Below are 13,990 nucleotides of genomic sequence, written 5' to 3' on the forward strand. Positions count from 1 at the left end.
TATGGATAAGGCCGGGTCGTATTGACCCTGATCAGGAATTCTCAAAAGGGACAACAACCCGGAAAGTCGAGCCTTTTCCAGTTTCACTTTCAACGGATATGGTACCACCAATTTTTTCCAGCAATTCCCTGCAAATCAGCAAACCTAACCCCGTACCCTTTTCCAGCGCAGTTCCAGCTGTTGAATAGTTTGACACTCCAAATAACTTTTTCAGGGCATCTGCGGGAATGCCAATGCCTGTATCAGACACTTCAAAAATTATGGTTTCCCCATCAATACGGGATTTTAAACTAACTTCACCATTTCTGTTTGTAAATTTGATGGCATTTGACATTAAATTGTTGAGCACAATAAAAAGTATTTCCCTATCGGAGGTAAATAGTATATCGACACCATTTTCCACGTCTACTGTTAGCCGCTTTTCTTTTGCAGGGCTTGCATGATAAATTTTAATTTCATTGAACAATGAGTCGCAATCTATAGGCTCTTTTTGCGGGTTAAATCCCTGAAAGTGGCTCTTTATCCAGGTAATAATATTGTTGATGGATGCTTTGGATTGTTGCACGCTCTGTAGCAGCTTTTTTGAAACAGGCACTGCTTCATCGGGAGACATGTGTTTTTTTATGAGCAGGTTAAGCATGCTCTCAAGGGTATTGATAGGTGTTTTAAAATCATGTATTACTGCTGAAAACATCCTGTCTTTTAATTGGTTCAGGTTATCAAGTTCGTCCCGCTGTGCTGCTAATTGATGATTATATACCTCAATAGTTTCTTTTTGAGCCTTCAGCTGCTGGTACAGGCTCCGTATTTTCTTATTGACCATAACAAAAAGCAGAAGCAGGCATATCAACGCAAAGGCCACAATGGCACCTACTATGGAAATGTTTTGTTGTTTTTTAGTTTTAACAATCTGCCGTTCCATCTTTTCTTCCTGTTCTCTGAAAATAATATTGTTCAGTTGACTTGTCTTTTCCTTCGACTGTATTTTATCATCTATTTCCAGCACTCTCGACTGGTAAAAAAAGGCACTGTCTATATTGCCGATCCGGTGCCATAGCTGAGACATCAGGAGTGCTATATCTCTTTGTATAAAGACCATATGATCTTTATTGGCTATTTGATACGCTTTGTTGCCTAATGACATGGCCAGATCGGTATTACCCAGGTAGAAGTGGTTCACAGCTATCCCGTAGAGGCAAAATGCTTCGGAATAGTCAATATGTAAATTGTGAAGATTGCCTGTGTTGTAGGCTTGCTCCATGAAGTACAATGCACTATCGTATTGCTCCAGACTGAGCAATATTTCCCCTTTTGTGCTGTAAGCGTACATTAACCCTGTAAAATCCTTTTGATCTGCCACTTCCTCAATAGCAAGGTTTGCATATTTCAGTGCAGCCTCAAATTGATTTAGTTCTTTATATGCCCCGGCAAGATTATTATATAAAACAGGAATTTTGTCAGTTAATCCATGTATTTGGGCTACTTCCAGCGCTTTCTGGGTAGACTTGATGGTTAGATCTATCTGACCTGTTTTATAAAAACTACCACCAATGAGGTTATGGCTTTCAACCAATGCCTCATACATTGCCTCGCTTTCGAATATCGTATTGGCCTGCTTTAAGTATTCAACAGATTTAACAAGGTCATTTGTATATTGCTCCGCCAGCCCCAGAGTCAGCAATACCCGTCCTTTGCATTTGTCATTATCATACTGTCTCTGAACGGCTTTGTGATTTTCTCTGGCCAGTTCTAATGCTTCCTTCGGGCGGACATAAAGTATTTCCCGGATCAGGCTATCTCTTTTACTTACTTGTTCGTTGCATATTTCGTTAAGATACTGACCATGAGTCGTGTGGCACCAAAGCATGGCCATCGCAATGTATAAACTCCGTATAATCTGACAAAAACCCATAATAAGACTCAGGAAATATAACCAAATCTTCGACCATAGCCGCCTTACTTTCAGGATTATCTTAAGCCGGCTATGCCAATGAGTTTCTTTAAAAATGCTTAAAAGACAATGCCGGATTAGTCTTTCAAAGTCATTAATTGTTGTTTTGCATTATCATTTTCCGGGTCAAGCTCCAGGACTTTTTGGTACTGTTTTTTAGCCTCTTCTACATTCCCGGCCGCTGCCAGCGCTTCTCCATAGCTATCGTAAACATTAGGTTCATACCTGAACAGGTGGGTATTAAGCTCGAAAATATAAATAGCCTTTTCCGTTTCACCAGCTTTCAGTAACACATAGCCCAAAGTATTTAACTCGCTGCTTTTCCCAACCATGTGGTATGTGCTGTAGAGGTAGTATCTTTTCTGTTCTCGCATTTGACCCATAGTGTTTTTTGTAAAGTGATCCAGAAGAAAATTAGCAGCTTTATAATTCGGTTTTGGAGGATACCCTAATGCTATCTGGGCGACATCTGTAATCAAATCAGAGGATGGGCTTTCAACGATCCTGGCATACTCGGTATCATCTTTTTTAAAGATAAAGGTCGGAACTCTGTGTATCTGTTTCCCTTTCTCCTCGCTCTCAGGCCCTTGCTTATAATGGTCACCGGAACCATACAAGCCTATGAATTTTAGCTGACTTCTTTCAAGGCCAAGTTCTTCCCACATTCTCACAAATTTCGGCACCCAGTTTTTGCTGTCTCCGCACCAGGTACCCATGTAAATTTCGACCTTTGTATTATCCAGATTTTCTTTCCAGTCTGTTTTTGAAAGATCTAATTGGGCATTTTCATAACTCTCCTTGTACCATTTGCTATATGCAGTATCGGTTTCAAGTACAGTGAGGTCAAACTCTCCGATCAAATGGGTTTGCCCTTTTGCAGAATATGTATCAGGATTTTGCCCGTGTACAAAGTGACTAAATACAAGGGCGATAAGGATTAGGGGTAGTTTCATAATGGTTTGGTTGATTATTGAAATGGTAAAACAACATTTTTTCAATCAGTATTTATGTTAATGGGTTGTTAAAGGCTGTAAATGAAGTGTTAAAGGAGTTGTTTGATTTTACCAAACCAATAGCTGGCAGAACTAAAAAACTGGACATTGCTTAAATTCCGACAGTTTGGTAAAGTCAGATTGCTATGGGGCATTGGCAGTAGATAATATCTCCAGGTAGTGGTGATTCTCCCTTGCAGGGCTTTTGGTTATAATGTGGTGGATTATAAAAAGGCTGCATCTTTGTTCAGGCTTTTGATTTTGAGAGTTTTATGGTATTTGCTGCATATGAAAGCTGCCGCTGGACATCGGTGGGAGGGTAGTATTTTACCTCACCCTGCCCAGGGCCTTTGGCCATAGCCTGAATGCCCTCTCCGTCGCGGAAGAAGGAATTTTTACTTTGCTATAACAGAAGATAGCAGAACTTTCCATGTTCCGGTCCCCCTACAGATCATCTTTAGTATGTAGTATATTCCATCTGTCAGCGTGCCTGTCTGGGGACAGGCACAGGCTGGAGGAACTGATGGTAAATGCACCTGTCCTTACTTCCTGAAAAGCCAATAAGAAAGGGCTGAAATACCTATAACAGCGAGGATTGTCAGTACGATCTTGATTATACTCCATGGTCTCTCGCCTTGTACGGTTCCTGTTCGGGCATTGACTAAAAAGCGGTATAGTTTGCCTTTGAAGTTATATGCGCTCACGTAAGCCGGTAGCAGTATGTGCTTGAAGGTTATGTCGGAATAGCCTGTTTTGTAATTGAGAATCCGTTGCTCGTCGCCTCCGATATCCTGACGGATCAGGTTGGAGATACGGCCATCCATGATTCTACAGGCGTGGCCGAAGCCCTGCTTTAGATCAACCTGGTATTTTTCGGTAATAAAGCCGCTCAGGTATTTGGCATCAAACGGAATGAGGTTGTTCAGGTCCCAGGGTTGCAGGGCCGTTACCTGTTTTTGAGGCAGGCTCCGGGATGCAGGCACCAGCACATCGTCGAAGAACTGCTGAACACGACCTGAGGCTGAGTACCAGCGGGTTTTACGAACTTGTCTGGTTTTAGTCACCGATTTGCCGTTTTCGGTAGCTGTATAGGTTTCTGTTATGTAATAATACTCTCCTCTCTGCCCGATATAGGGTGTGTCCGTATTGGCATCATAGGTCCAGTATGGCAGGTAAACTCCCTTGAAATGGTCAAATGAAAGCACTGCTTTTTTCAGGGCGTTGGGAGCAAACCAGAGGCCATTAATCCATTTACGGAATGCCTTAAGAGCTTCGTCTTTGGTAACCTTAAATGGCAACAGGCTTTTGGGCTGTAATATATCTTCGATATGGGCACTGCTTATCACCAGTGGTGTATCACAATATGGGCAGTGTGATGACGTAATGTTCGGCTCCAGTGAAGATTCTGCGGCACAAACAGAACATTTTACCACATTTAGCTCCATGTGGTCCTGGGCTACGGATGCCTGATCAAGATGAGCCTCAAAATCCAGCTCTTCAATGGCGACTTCTGATTGAGGAATTTCGTTGGTTGCACCACAGTAATCGCATACCAGCTCGGTAGTTCCAACTCTGTATTTTAAATCCGCACCGCAGGAGGTGCAGCCAAAGGTACCTGTAGTAGCAGCCTCCTGATTTAATTGTTGATCCATAATTATTATTGAGGAGGAAGTGGTGGTGGTACGCTACCAAACAAGTTATTAAGTTCGGGTACCTGACCTGCTGCCGTCCAGTTGCCCATGCCCTGCTTCCAGACCAAAGTTTCCCTGGTGATTTGTTGCTGAGCAACCATTTGCTGCAAAGCTGCCATATCATATGGCCCGGCCTGCTGTCCATTGATAGCCACATAGAACGCCACCTGGTTGGGAAGTGGTGGTGGTCCGCCTTGTGTTTGTTGGTTCTGCTGTTGGGAGAAGGCCTGGCCCATCTGGTTGGCCATAGCAAAGCCCATACCCATGCCCATACCTGCACCGGCTGTACCACTTTCGTTTTCTGCCGCTTTCTCCAGGGCTTTGGCTGCCTTAATTTTGGCAAATTTATCCAAATCCACAGCGTTGAGCCTGCTTAGTTCGAATATCTCGCTCTTAATTTCATCCGGCATGGAGATGTTTTCTATGAGAAAATTGGCGAGGTCAATACCGTAGACCTTAAAATCTTCCTGCATAATGCCTTGCACCAACCCTGATATCTCGTTGGTATTCGCAGCATATTTTTCTACGGGAAGATCAGCCTCTCCAATGGCATCTGTAAAACGTGTAACTACCAGGCTCCGGAGCTGATTGTTGATCTCATCGGTAGTGAAGTGACCATCTGTACCTACCACTTCGCGGATGAAAAGAGCGGGGTCATTAATCTTCATCACATAGGTACCGAAGGCCCGGATCTCCAACATACCGAACCGGCTGTCGGAAAGGGTTATGGGGTTTTTCGTGCCCCATTTCTGATCGGTAAACTTACGGGTGCTAACAAAATACACTTCGGCCTTAAACGGACTATCGAAGCCATATTTCCAGCCTTTGAGGGTGGAAAGAATAGGCAGGTTAGCCGTAGTGAGGGTGTACATGCCTGGCAAAAACACATCGGCAAGCTGGCCTTCGTTAATAAATACCGCTGCCTGACCTTCCCTTACGGTAAGTTTTGCTCCATTTTTAATTTCATTATCGTGTCGTTCAAACCGATATACCAGGGTATTATTGGTATTATCGGTCCACTCTATAATGTCGATGAACTCCCCTCTGATGCTGCTAAATAGTCCCATAATTGTAATTTGTTGATAAATGATAATGCCCCAGGCTGATGTGCTACCTAATCAAATTCCAAATTAATAAACTTTATAATTTCCTGAGTTTTATTTTGTAAAAATTTGATAGAACTGACTGTAATTTAAGTGCACATCCTGGAATTTTATTTTTTAACAATAGTGCTCATCCAATCTACATTCATTTTATGTTGCTCTGCAGAGCACCTCATTTAGAAAAAGACTCAAAAATGAATTTATTCATCATCTCCAATTTCTGTCCAGGACAGGTTAAGATCGCTGGCTAATCTATCTATATCAAATTCAAAACCTTTGGGAAAATTAGCGGTAGCAATACCTCCAAAATCCACCTGCCAGAAACCTCCTCTCTTTGTCAGTTCATCACCAAGCAACCTGTAGTCTGACTCTTTGTATTCGGGAGATAAAAAGAAACACCTTGTTATGTATTCTGATTCTTTGGTGATTTTTACTATCTGATGCTTTCCCTCGTTATTGATGATGGTTTCAAACTCCGTCCCAAGGGTCAACCTGAAATTGAAAATATCATTATCAAGCATTCTGAATTTGTTATCAGCAATCTGTTCTACATACAACCTGGTAGTAGAATGCTCCCTTTTGTCGTAGATTTCTATTTCAACTTCCATATTATTAAAAATACCTGTCACACCCTTCATAATCCACTGTACTATTGACTGTCTTCAAATATTGGATGATAGTTTCTGCCGAGGTCAATTCCTTAATATCTGCTCCGCTATAATTAAAGTAGCTGTCATGAACAGCAGGTATGTAGTCGTTGATTCCGATCGTAACCGTTTCGCTATCACTCATCTCGTCTCCGGATTCATTGTAAATGATAATTCCCGAACCTGAATTTTCCAGTGTAATGCCGGAAATGTGCATCCGGGTTCCGGTACTTTCAAAGAAGTCTTTTATTTCAGCTACCGTCATTGTAAATACCACACTTCCATTGTTGAAGGGATCCATCCTGTATATCTCCATAGCTGTAATATCCCCCTCATCAATCCCTGCCCGTATGCCTCCACCATTTTGAAAAGATGCATCTACCCCCATGTATTCTTTCAAAGCAGTAGTATAAAAACATCCCAATTCCGTAGTATTAAGGTACGACGTAGCATAACCGACAACTTCTTCAAACTCCGGCGCATCATTATACGCATCAATAATGCCCTTTAACTCTTCATCTACCTCAGTATACTCATTTAAATCAATCAGATCAGTGTCAATTACCTCTACCTTCCCACCTTCAACGGTAAGCTCTATCTTACCCAAATGCGAAAGGTATGAGCCTACCTGAAATATCGGGATACCGTTTACCTTCTCGTTTACAAAAGTGTGGCTATGCCCTCCTACGATCAAATCAAAATACGGAAAGTCATTGGCTAACTTTTTATCAGTGTACTCTCCCAGATGGGTCAATGCCATATATACGTCTGCATTTTCGCTTGTCTTCAGAGATTGATATTGGCCTGCCACATCCGTATAAGGCTGGAATTCCAGATCCATAACACGCCAAGGGTGGGTTGAGGGGATAACCTCTCCTTCTTTTCCGTTGGTTTCCACAAGACCAAGTACAGTTATCTTCAAATCGTCAATGGTTAATGTTTTATAAGGATCGGGTTGCGGAAGCTCACTTCCACTTGTATTGACATTGGCACAAACCCAATCAAACTCGGCTTCTGCATAGCGATTGCTCAGAATAGGCACACCGTAATCAAACTCATGATTGCCCAATACCGCTATATCTACCCCTGCCCTGTTCATAACGTCCACCATAGGGTAGCCCTTCTTGTTATATTGATCAACGATAGGGTTGCCGGAAAATATATCCCCTCCACATACCAGTAACACATTGGTTTTCTCCTTTTCAGCATCTACGATATGCTTGATCTTGGCAAAGTTATCCAATTGACCGTGCGGATCATTAAACAAGAAAATGGTGAGCCGCTTTTCTTTTTCAGGAATAGAGCCGAAGTCATCGTTTTTACATGAAACCGTTAAGACCAGTAGAAAAAAGATAAGACAGACCGGAAAGAAGAAATTAAATTGCCGCATGGATATAGCTAAGGCCTAATAAAAACGACACTAAAATAGTCCTTTTGCTTTTTTGAAAGGTTACAGATTAGGTTAAGTTTTCAAGAAATTATAAAATGACTAATTACAGCTCTTTAATAGAAGGCACTTTCAATTCCTCCATATTCCATCCTGCCCGCCTTGCTCCAGCTTGATAAGCACTTTCCAGAAAGGCTAATACAGCCCCGGCAGGATCATCCGCATTTTTCACATCTTCATACCTTAATAGTGCCATGGGACTGCCATTGCTTTCTGCCCATTTGGCGGCTTCGGGCTGTAACGTTTCCTTATCAATGCCTGCGGGCGACGGGTAGGTGTAAGAGTAATACATAGGTTCCTGCAGGTTGTCATCGCCTGCCCAGAAGCCAAAGCTTATTTGTTCGTGTGAGTAGGTGTCCTTTTCCAGAATGCGGGCAGACCCATCCATTTTAGGTAGTTTCTTCCCGGAAAACCGGGTAACAGTCAGGTCCAGATGATGCCAATAGATCTGAACAGGGCAGGTCTTGCCGTAAAACATTCCACTGAACTCTTTAAAAATAGCATTATTCCACCTCATTAGCTTCCAGAACCTATGGATGAAATCCCAGTCGTATTGACGATACATTGTCAGCTGTTCAAAAGATTCTTCAATACCCATGTCAAAAGGCTTCGCTACAAACTGAGGATGTAGCCCAAGGCTGGCCAGAGCATCCATATATTGCTTGTAGAAAGTGGCAATGTCAGGGCTACTTTCAAGAGATATGGTCATTACTGTTCCTGTACTGCACAATATGACGACTTCCTTTCTCAGTATGTCAAACTCTATATCGACACTATCCTGACCATCATTAATAGGAATGCTATGAGTGCCAAAGCCTCGTGAGGTAACATAAAGGGTGATATACCACCAGTGGTTTTTCCTTGCAGTAAGTTTTAACCGGGACTTGCCGATAATCTGCAATATCAAATGAAGTGTAAGGCGGGTATCAGTCCATGCGTGAAAAGGCAAGTCGGGTAATTGAGGGGCTTTTTTCATAACTTATACTTTTAAGTGAGTACTAGTTGATCACAACTCAGGACTCTTTGCTTAGGTAAGATAGTAAAGTCTGTTCTTTGGTACCAGTAATTTATTCACCGTTTAAACTGTAATAATCAAGAAACCAATTTTTCCCAACATGGGGCTGGCCGCTTCGGCAAGCACATAGTCCTGGGCAGTGGCAATTCCCTTGAAGGGCAATGAGCCAACCGTGACCACTGCAATGATAAAGTACAGCAGGATGACAAAAATTACTGAATAGTAATAGGCCTTAGGCAGATTTTTCTCAGGGCTCTCCATATCAGAGGCTGCATTGGCGATAAGCTCAAAGCCCTCGTAAGCTACAAAGATTACCATCCCCCCAGTCAGCAGCAAATGGGTGTCTCCCAAATTGCAGGGCCAAGCTGCTCCACGTTAGGATTGTCCACCAGCCCATAAATTCCTATCCCCACAAACGACAGCAGGATTACCAGGTAAAAAATACCCATGGTGAACACCTCCAAATTTATTGACCAGTGGAATCCATGTTTTAGTATAATGCTCAAATTCTTTAAGCTTGTAAGGATCAATAACATACTTTAGGTAGCAGGTAATCATATTTTCACTGGTGTAATGTAACGGATGGGGCTTTGGCCAAATGACCGGGGTAAAGGCAGGAAAATTTGAAGAACCTTGAGAGGGTTTTAATTGTCACCCGATGAGTGTCTAAGCTTAACACTGGATGGCCTTTCCCTGTTTAGATCAAACCTAAGTAACCTCATTGGATGACTGAACAGGGCACTCCCTGAGATGGCGTTGGCTGACTTAGGCCTGCGGGTCTTGAGCGGTAAGCTTTACTAACCCTGGAAGGCTTAGTAAAGCTGGGTTGTAGTGCTGTGAAATTCACAAAAAAACCAGTCAGAAATGACTGGTTTTAAATTGGTTATGAAACATCAAAAACTATCTGAAGTGGTCATGAACGACTATTAGGGAATAGATCATACCTGGGATGAAGAACAGGATCGTCAGCAGCAGGCTAATCCAGAATTTATCGATTACTCCATAGGTCAGTCCTACTGCCAGCGGAGGTATGATCACTGCAAGTATCATCATAAGTACATACTGATCACTGGCATTATGGTCTCTGATCTCCCTGATCTCTTTTTTTATTTCCTTCTTTATCTCCTTTTTTGCTTTTTTCTTAGCCTTTTTAAGCTCTTTTTTCATTTCTTTTGACTCAAGGTCCATGGCTTTGATCCCATCAATTCTCTCCCTGTGCTTCTCTACCAGTTTATTCATGGATGGGCTTGGAGCCACCGGGATAGCCTCTTCGCTGCTAACAATATATTGATCCATTTGAGGCGTCTCAGGCTCTTTATAATCTGTTTTAGTGCTAATCGGAAGAACTGACTCAGCTACTTCATCATTCACCTCATTTGCAGGGTCAGCGTATCCAGTGTTTGTCAGTTCCTTATCTGGTTTGTAAAAATTGTCGGTTTTTGAAAAATGAGCTCCGTATTCAGGGGCGCATGCATAAAATACCAGAAGCAAAGCGCAACCCGGTAATAATTGTTTGACGGTAAACTTTTTCATGACGGTATTTATTAGTTTTACAAACTTGTTTTGACACTATAAATACAATCATCTTTACAGAATGTTTATCAAGAGCATTTTCAAGGAACTCCAAACTTTATGACAACTTCGAAAATCGTAATTACCTGCTCACCTCGTGTAGCACCACATCTGGAAAAAGAAGTCCGCCAACTGGGTTATCAAACCGTAAAAACCGATCACCAGAGCGTGGAGCTTTCCGGTACCTTCGACGATACTTTGAAGCTGAACCTGCACTTGAGAACTGCCAACAGGGTACTGTTTCATATCAAATCATTCAGGGCCGATCACCCTGACCAATTGTATAAACGCCTCAGGAACATCCCATGGGAAAACTATTTTGATGCCGACGGTTATATCAGTATCAAAAGCTTTGTCAGCAACAGGTTCATACAAGATGTACGGTTTGCCAGCCTCCGCGCCAAAGATGCCATTGCTGACCGCTTTGTAGATAGATTTGGCAAAAGGCCTGATTCTGGCAAAGACCTGTCTAAAACAGTGCTTTTCCTTCACTGGACTGATGAACATGCCAGCATTTACATAGATACATCGGGCGAAACCATTGCCAAACATGGCTACAGAAAAATCCCAATGAAGGCACCTATGATGGAATCTCTGGCATCTGCTACTATACTGACCTCGCAATGGGATTATAAAAGCCACTTTTTAAACCCCATGTGTGGTAGCGGAACGCTGGCCATAGAAGCCGCCATGACAGCCACTCACCGGGCTCCCGGTCTTATGCGTGACAACTTCGGCTTCATGCATGTAAAACTCTACAATCCAGCCGTTTGGGAGCAATTAAAAACAGAAGCCAAGAGCAATATCAGGAATGATATTGATTTTAAGATCATTGCTTCAGACCTTAACCCGGAAGCTGTAACCGCTGCTCAACGCAACGCCCGTGAAGCCGGAGTTGAACATCTGATCGAGTTTCATACGGGCGATTTCAGGGATATTCCCGTTCCCGAACCTAACAAAGGTGTAATATTTATCAATCCTGAGTATGGTCAGCGTTTGGGAGAGGAAGAAAAACTAGCTGACATATATCAGGAAATTGGTGATTTTTTCAAAAACAAAGCTCAGGGCTACACCGGCTATATATTTACGGGAAACATGAACCTGGCCAAGAAAATAGGGCTCAGAACCAAGCGCCGAATAGAATTTTTTAATGGCAAAATAGATTGCAGACTTTTAGAATACGAACTCTATGCAGGGAGCAAAAAAAGTGTTAACTTAAGTAAATGATTAAGAAGTTGCGTAGGGTTGTAGACACTGTCTATTATTCTTTCCCGGTTAGGTTGTTGTTGAATCATTTTAAGAGAAATCATGTCCTGCTGATCTGTTGGGTCATACTCTTTGCTATTGTGTCGGGTAACTTCGGTAACTATCTGGGTATCCCTTATTTGTTTCTTGATCCCGTTTATATGAATAAGGTGAATTTCTTCAGTTTCTTCATCATGGGGATCGTTATTGCCGGCTTCAGCATTGCCTTTCATATCACCACCTACATTAATGACGGCCATAGGTTTTCGTTTATAGGTATTCAATCCAAACCATTCACTATATTCAGCCTCAATAACAGCATCATTCCGTTTGTGTTTCTTTTCTGCTATGTGATCTTCATCATACAATACCAGGTTTCCAATGAATTTGTGGAGCATGACATGCTTCTTCGGAATCTTTTGGGTTTGCTTCTTGGCTATGTAGGTATGACGATTCTGCTATTTGGTTACTTCTGGTTTACCAATAAGGACATCTTTAAGTATGTGGTTTGCAAAGTAGATGAAAAATTAAAGCAGAATATAAAAGTAACCAGGGCAAGCGCTATGAAAAAACTTAACATAGCGAAGAAAAAACAAAGCCGTGTAGATCACTTTCTCAATCTTAATTTTGCCTTCCAGAAAGTTGAGGACGACAAGGGTTTTTATGACCGCAACACCATACTCCAGGTATTTGATCAAAATCACTTTAACCTGGTCATCATTGAGCTGTTCATCCTGTTATTGCTGTTAGTTATGGGCATTTTCAGGGACTACGAAGCTTTTCAGCTGCCGGCAGCTGCGAGTTTCACTTTGCTACTAACCATCTTTGTCATGTTTGTGGGTGCATTTTCCTACTGGTTTGGCAGCTGGTCATCTACGTTTGCGTTAGTGGTTATTATCATTGTTAACTCCTTGGTCAAAGAAGGTTTTTTTAATAAAACCTATAAAGCCTTCGGACTCGACTATACCACCGCTCCGGCCCCATATACCATAGGCCGTATTGAGGAACTTAACAGCAGCGAAAACAGGGAAAAGGATAAGCAGAAAACCCTTGAGATACTTAATAACTGGCGAAATAAATTTCCTGCTGACAAAAAGCCTAAGATGATATTCCTTTGTGTGAGTGGCGGTGGCCAGCGGGCCGCATTATGGACACTGAACGTACTCCAATACACTGACAGCCTGACGAACGGGCAACTCATGAAGAACACCATGCTTATAACAGGGGCATCCGGTGGGTTAATAGGGGCCAGCTACTATCGCGAGCTTTATTTGAGAGGTTTGAGTGACAAAAACATTGACCGGCATGCCAAGGAATACCAGGATAAAATTGCCAGTGACAACCTCAACGCAATTATTTTCAGCCTTCTGATGAATGATGCATTTGTTGGTTTCCAGGATTTTGAATATAACGGCCTGAAGTATGATAAAGATCGCGGATATGCCTTTGAAAACCAACTCAATAAAAATACCGAATTTGTTATTGACAAGCCCTTGATGGCATACCGGGAGCCCGAAAGGAAGAGCGAGATCCCTATGATGATCATGGCCCCGACGGTGATCAACGATGGAAGAAAACTTTATATTTCACCTCAGTATGTTTCCTATATGATGGATCGCTCCGATTCAACTTACAGCGGTGAAAAGCTCAGTGGCGTTGAGTTCTTAAGGCTGTTTGAAGAGCAGAGTGCCGAAAACCTCAGATTCCTTTCCGGCCTGCGAATGAGTGCGACTTTTCCGTACATAACGCCGAACATTACCTTGCCAAGCCAGCCGCCTATCGAAATAATGGATGCCGGCATTACAGATAATTTTGGAATTTCAGACGCTATCAAGTTCCTTTTTGCCTTTAATGAATGGATCAGCGAAAATACCAGTGGTGTGATCTTCGTATCCATCCGCGATTCTGAAAAGAATGGTTCCATAAGTAAAGAAACCAATCTCTCATTATTTGAGAGGTTTTCCATGCCGATCAGCAGTATATATCAAAACTTTGAAAGCCTCCAGGACATCACCAACGACAGCAAAATGGAGTATGCCCGCGAATGGTTCGATGGCAATATTGAGCGCATTGATATTGAGTATATACCACGGGAGTACGCCAAGGAAAACCTGTCCACTGCCGACAGCCTGCGCATGGAAAATGTGCGAAGGGCATCTCTAAGCTGGCGCCTGACACGCAGAGAAAAAGAAAGCCTGATAGAAAATATCCACACGCATAATAATGAAACGGCCATATTGAAATTGAAATCCTTGCTGGAACAGTAAGCGGCGCACATCCTAACTAATGATTGTTAGCAAAATCACGAATTATTCGATAATTTTGAA

Annotated in this window: 11 protein-coding genes; 2 read left to right on the forward strand and 9 right to left on the reverse strand. The window is 42.4% G+C overall.

All coding sequences use genetic code 11. From position 1 onward, the window contains the following. Positions 1-31: 31 nt before the first annotated feature. The 9 genes from LVD17_RS00945 to LVD17_RS00985 form a co-directional block, all read right to left on the reverse strand. Positions 32-1,867 (reverse strand): tetratricopeptide repeat-containing sensor histidine kinase, encoded by a 1,836-nt coding sequence (locus tag LVD17_RS00945; RefSeq protein ID WP_233764089.1) that lies wholly within the window; start codon positions 1,865-1,867, stop codon positions 32-34. A 161-nt stretch (positions 1,868-2,028) separates the two neighbouring features. Continuing rightward, positions 2,029-2,904 carry a tetratricopeptide repeat protein gene (locus tag LVD17_RS00950; protein ID WP_233764090.1) on the reverse strand — a complete coding sequence of 292 codons (876 nt, stop codon included), beginning with the start codon at positions 2,902-2,904 and terminating at the stop codon, positions 2,029-2,031. 581 nt (positions 2,905-3,485) lie between these two features. Further along, a complete protein-coding gene (locus tag LVD17_RS00955) occupies positions 3,486-4,595 on the reverse strand; it encodes a TFIIB-type zinc ribbon-containing protein (protein WP_233764091.1) in 1,110 nt (369 codons plus the stop codon). Between the two features lie 5 nt (positions 4,596-4,600). Next, complete coding sequence (locus LVD17_RS00960; RefSeq protein ID WP_233764092.1) at positions 4,601-5,701, reverse strand: SPFH domain-containing protein; 1,101 nt, start codon at positions 5,699-5,701, stop codon at positions 4,601-4,603. Positions 5,702-5,937: 236 nt separating this feature from the next. Next, positions 5,938-6,345: a hypothetical protein gene (locus LVD17_RS00965; RefSeq protein ID WP_233764093.1), complete on the reverse strand. Its 408-nt coding sequence runs from the start codon at positions 6,343-6,345 to the stop codon at positions 5,938-5,940. A 4-nt stretch (positions 6,346-6,349) separates the two neighbouring features. Beyond that, positions 6,350-7,774, reverse strand: coding sequence for a bifunctional metallophosphatase/5'-nucleotidase (locus LVD17_RS00970; RefSeq protein WP_233764097.1), 1,425 nt, complete (start codon positions 7,772-7,774; stop codon positions 6,350-6,352). Between the two features lie 103 nt (positions 7,775-7,877). Continuing rightward, positions 7,878-8,807 carry a DUF5996 family protein gene (locus LVD17_RS00975; RefSeq protein ID WP_233764098.1) on the reverse strand — a complete coding sequence of 310 codons (930 nt, stop codon included), beginning with the start codon at positions 8,805-8,807 and terminating at the stop codon, positions 7,878-7,880. Positions 8,808-8,909: 102 nt separating this feature from the next. Further along, positions 8,910-9,164, reverse strand: a complete 255-nt coding sequence (locus LVD17_RS00980; protein ID WP_233764099.1) for an amino acid permease — start codon at positions 9,162-9,164, stop codon at positions 8,910-8,912. A 582-nt stretch (positions 9,165-9,746) separates the two neighbouring features. Continuing rightward, positions 9,747-10,379, reverse strand: a complete 633-nt coding sequence (locus LVD17_RS00985; protein WP_233764100.1) for a YqaE/Pmp3 family membrane protein — start codon at positions 10,377-10,379, stop codon at positions 9,747-9,749. 99 nt (positions 10,380-10,478) lie between these two features. Between LVD17_RS00985 and LVD17_RS00990 the strand changes: the two genes are divergently transcribed. Further along, positions 10,479-11,645 carry a THUMP domain-containing class I SAM-dependent RNA methyltransferase gene (locus LVD17_RS00990; protein ID WP_233764101.1) on the forward strand — a complete coding sequence of 389 codons (1,167 nt, stop codon included), beginning with the start codon at positions 10,479-10,481 and terminating at the stop codon, positions 11,643-11,645. Next, the gene (locus LVD17_RS00995) at positions 11,642-13,930 is read left to right on the forward strand and encodes a patatin-like phospholipase family protein (RefSeq protein ID WP_233764102.1); all 2,289 of its coding nucleotides are present in this window, start codon (positions 11,642-11,644) and stop codon (positions 13,928-13,930) included. Before LVD17_RS00990 ends, LVD17_RS00995 begins: the two co-directional genes overlap by 4 nt. Positions 13,931-13,990 lie beyond the last annotated feature (60 nt).

The sequence above is a fragment of the Fulvivirga ulvae genome, assembly GCF_021389975.1.
GTDB lineage: Bacteria > Bacteroidota > Bacteroidia > Cytophagales > Cyclobacteriaceae > Fulvivirga > Fulvivirga ulvae.

Excerpts from the sequence above, each read along its gene's own strand:
- LVD17_RS00945 (WP_233764089.1), bottom strand. The coding sequence starts at position 1,867 with ATGCTTTGGTGCCACACGACTCATGGTCAGTATCTTAACGAAATATGC.
- LVD17_RS00950 (WP_233764090.1), bottom strand. The coding sequence starts at position 2,904 with ATGAAACTACCCCTAATCCTTATCGCCCTTGTATTTAGTCACTTTGTA.
- LVD17_RS00955 (WP_233764091.1), bottom strand. The coding sequence starts at position 4,595 with ATGGATCAACAATTAAATCAGGAGGCTGCTACTACAGGTACCTTTGGC.
- LVD17_RS00960 (WP_233764092.1), bottom strand. The coding sequence starts at position 5,701 with ATGGGACTATTTAGCAGCATCAGAGGGGAGTTCATCGACATTATAGAG.
- LVD17_RS00965 (WP_233764093.1), bottom strand. The coding sequence starts at position 6,345 with ATGGAAGTTGAAATAGAAATCTACGACAAAAGGGAGCATTCTACTACC.
- LVD17_RS00970 (WP_233764097.1), bottom strand. The coding sequence starts at position 7,774 with ATGCGGCAATTTAATTTCTTCTTTCCGGTCTGTCTTATCTTTTTTCTA.
- LVD17_RS00975 (WP_233764098.1), bottom strand. The coding sequence starts at position 8,807 with ATGAAAAAAGCCCCTCAATTACCCGACTTGCCTTTTCACGCATGGACT.
- LVD17_RS00980 (WP_233764099.1), bottom strand. The coding sequence starts at position 9,164 with ATGGTAATCTTTGTAGCTTACGAGGGCTTTGAGCTTATCGCCAATGCA.
- LVD17_RS00985 (WP_233764100.1), bottom strand. The coding sequence starts at position 10,379 with ATGAAAAAGTTTACCGTCAAACAATTATTACCGGGTTGCGCTTTGCTT.
- LVD17_RS00990 (WP_233764101.1), top strand. The coding sequence starts at position 10,479 with ATGACAACTTCGAAAATCGTAATTACCTGCTCACCTCGTGTAGCACCA.
- LVD17_RS00995 (WP_233764102.1), top strand. The coding sequence starts at position 11,642 with ATGATTAAGAAGTTGCGTAGGGTTGTAGACACTGTCTATTATTCTTTC.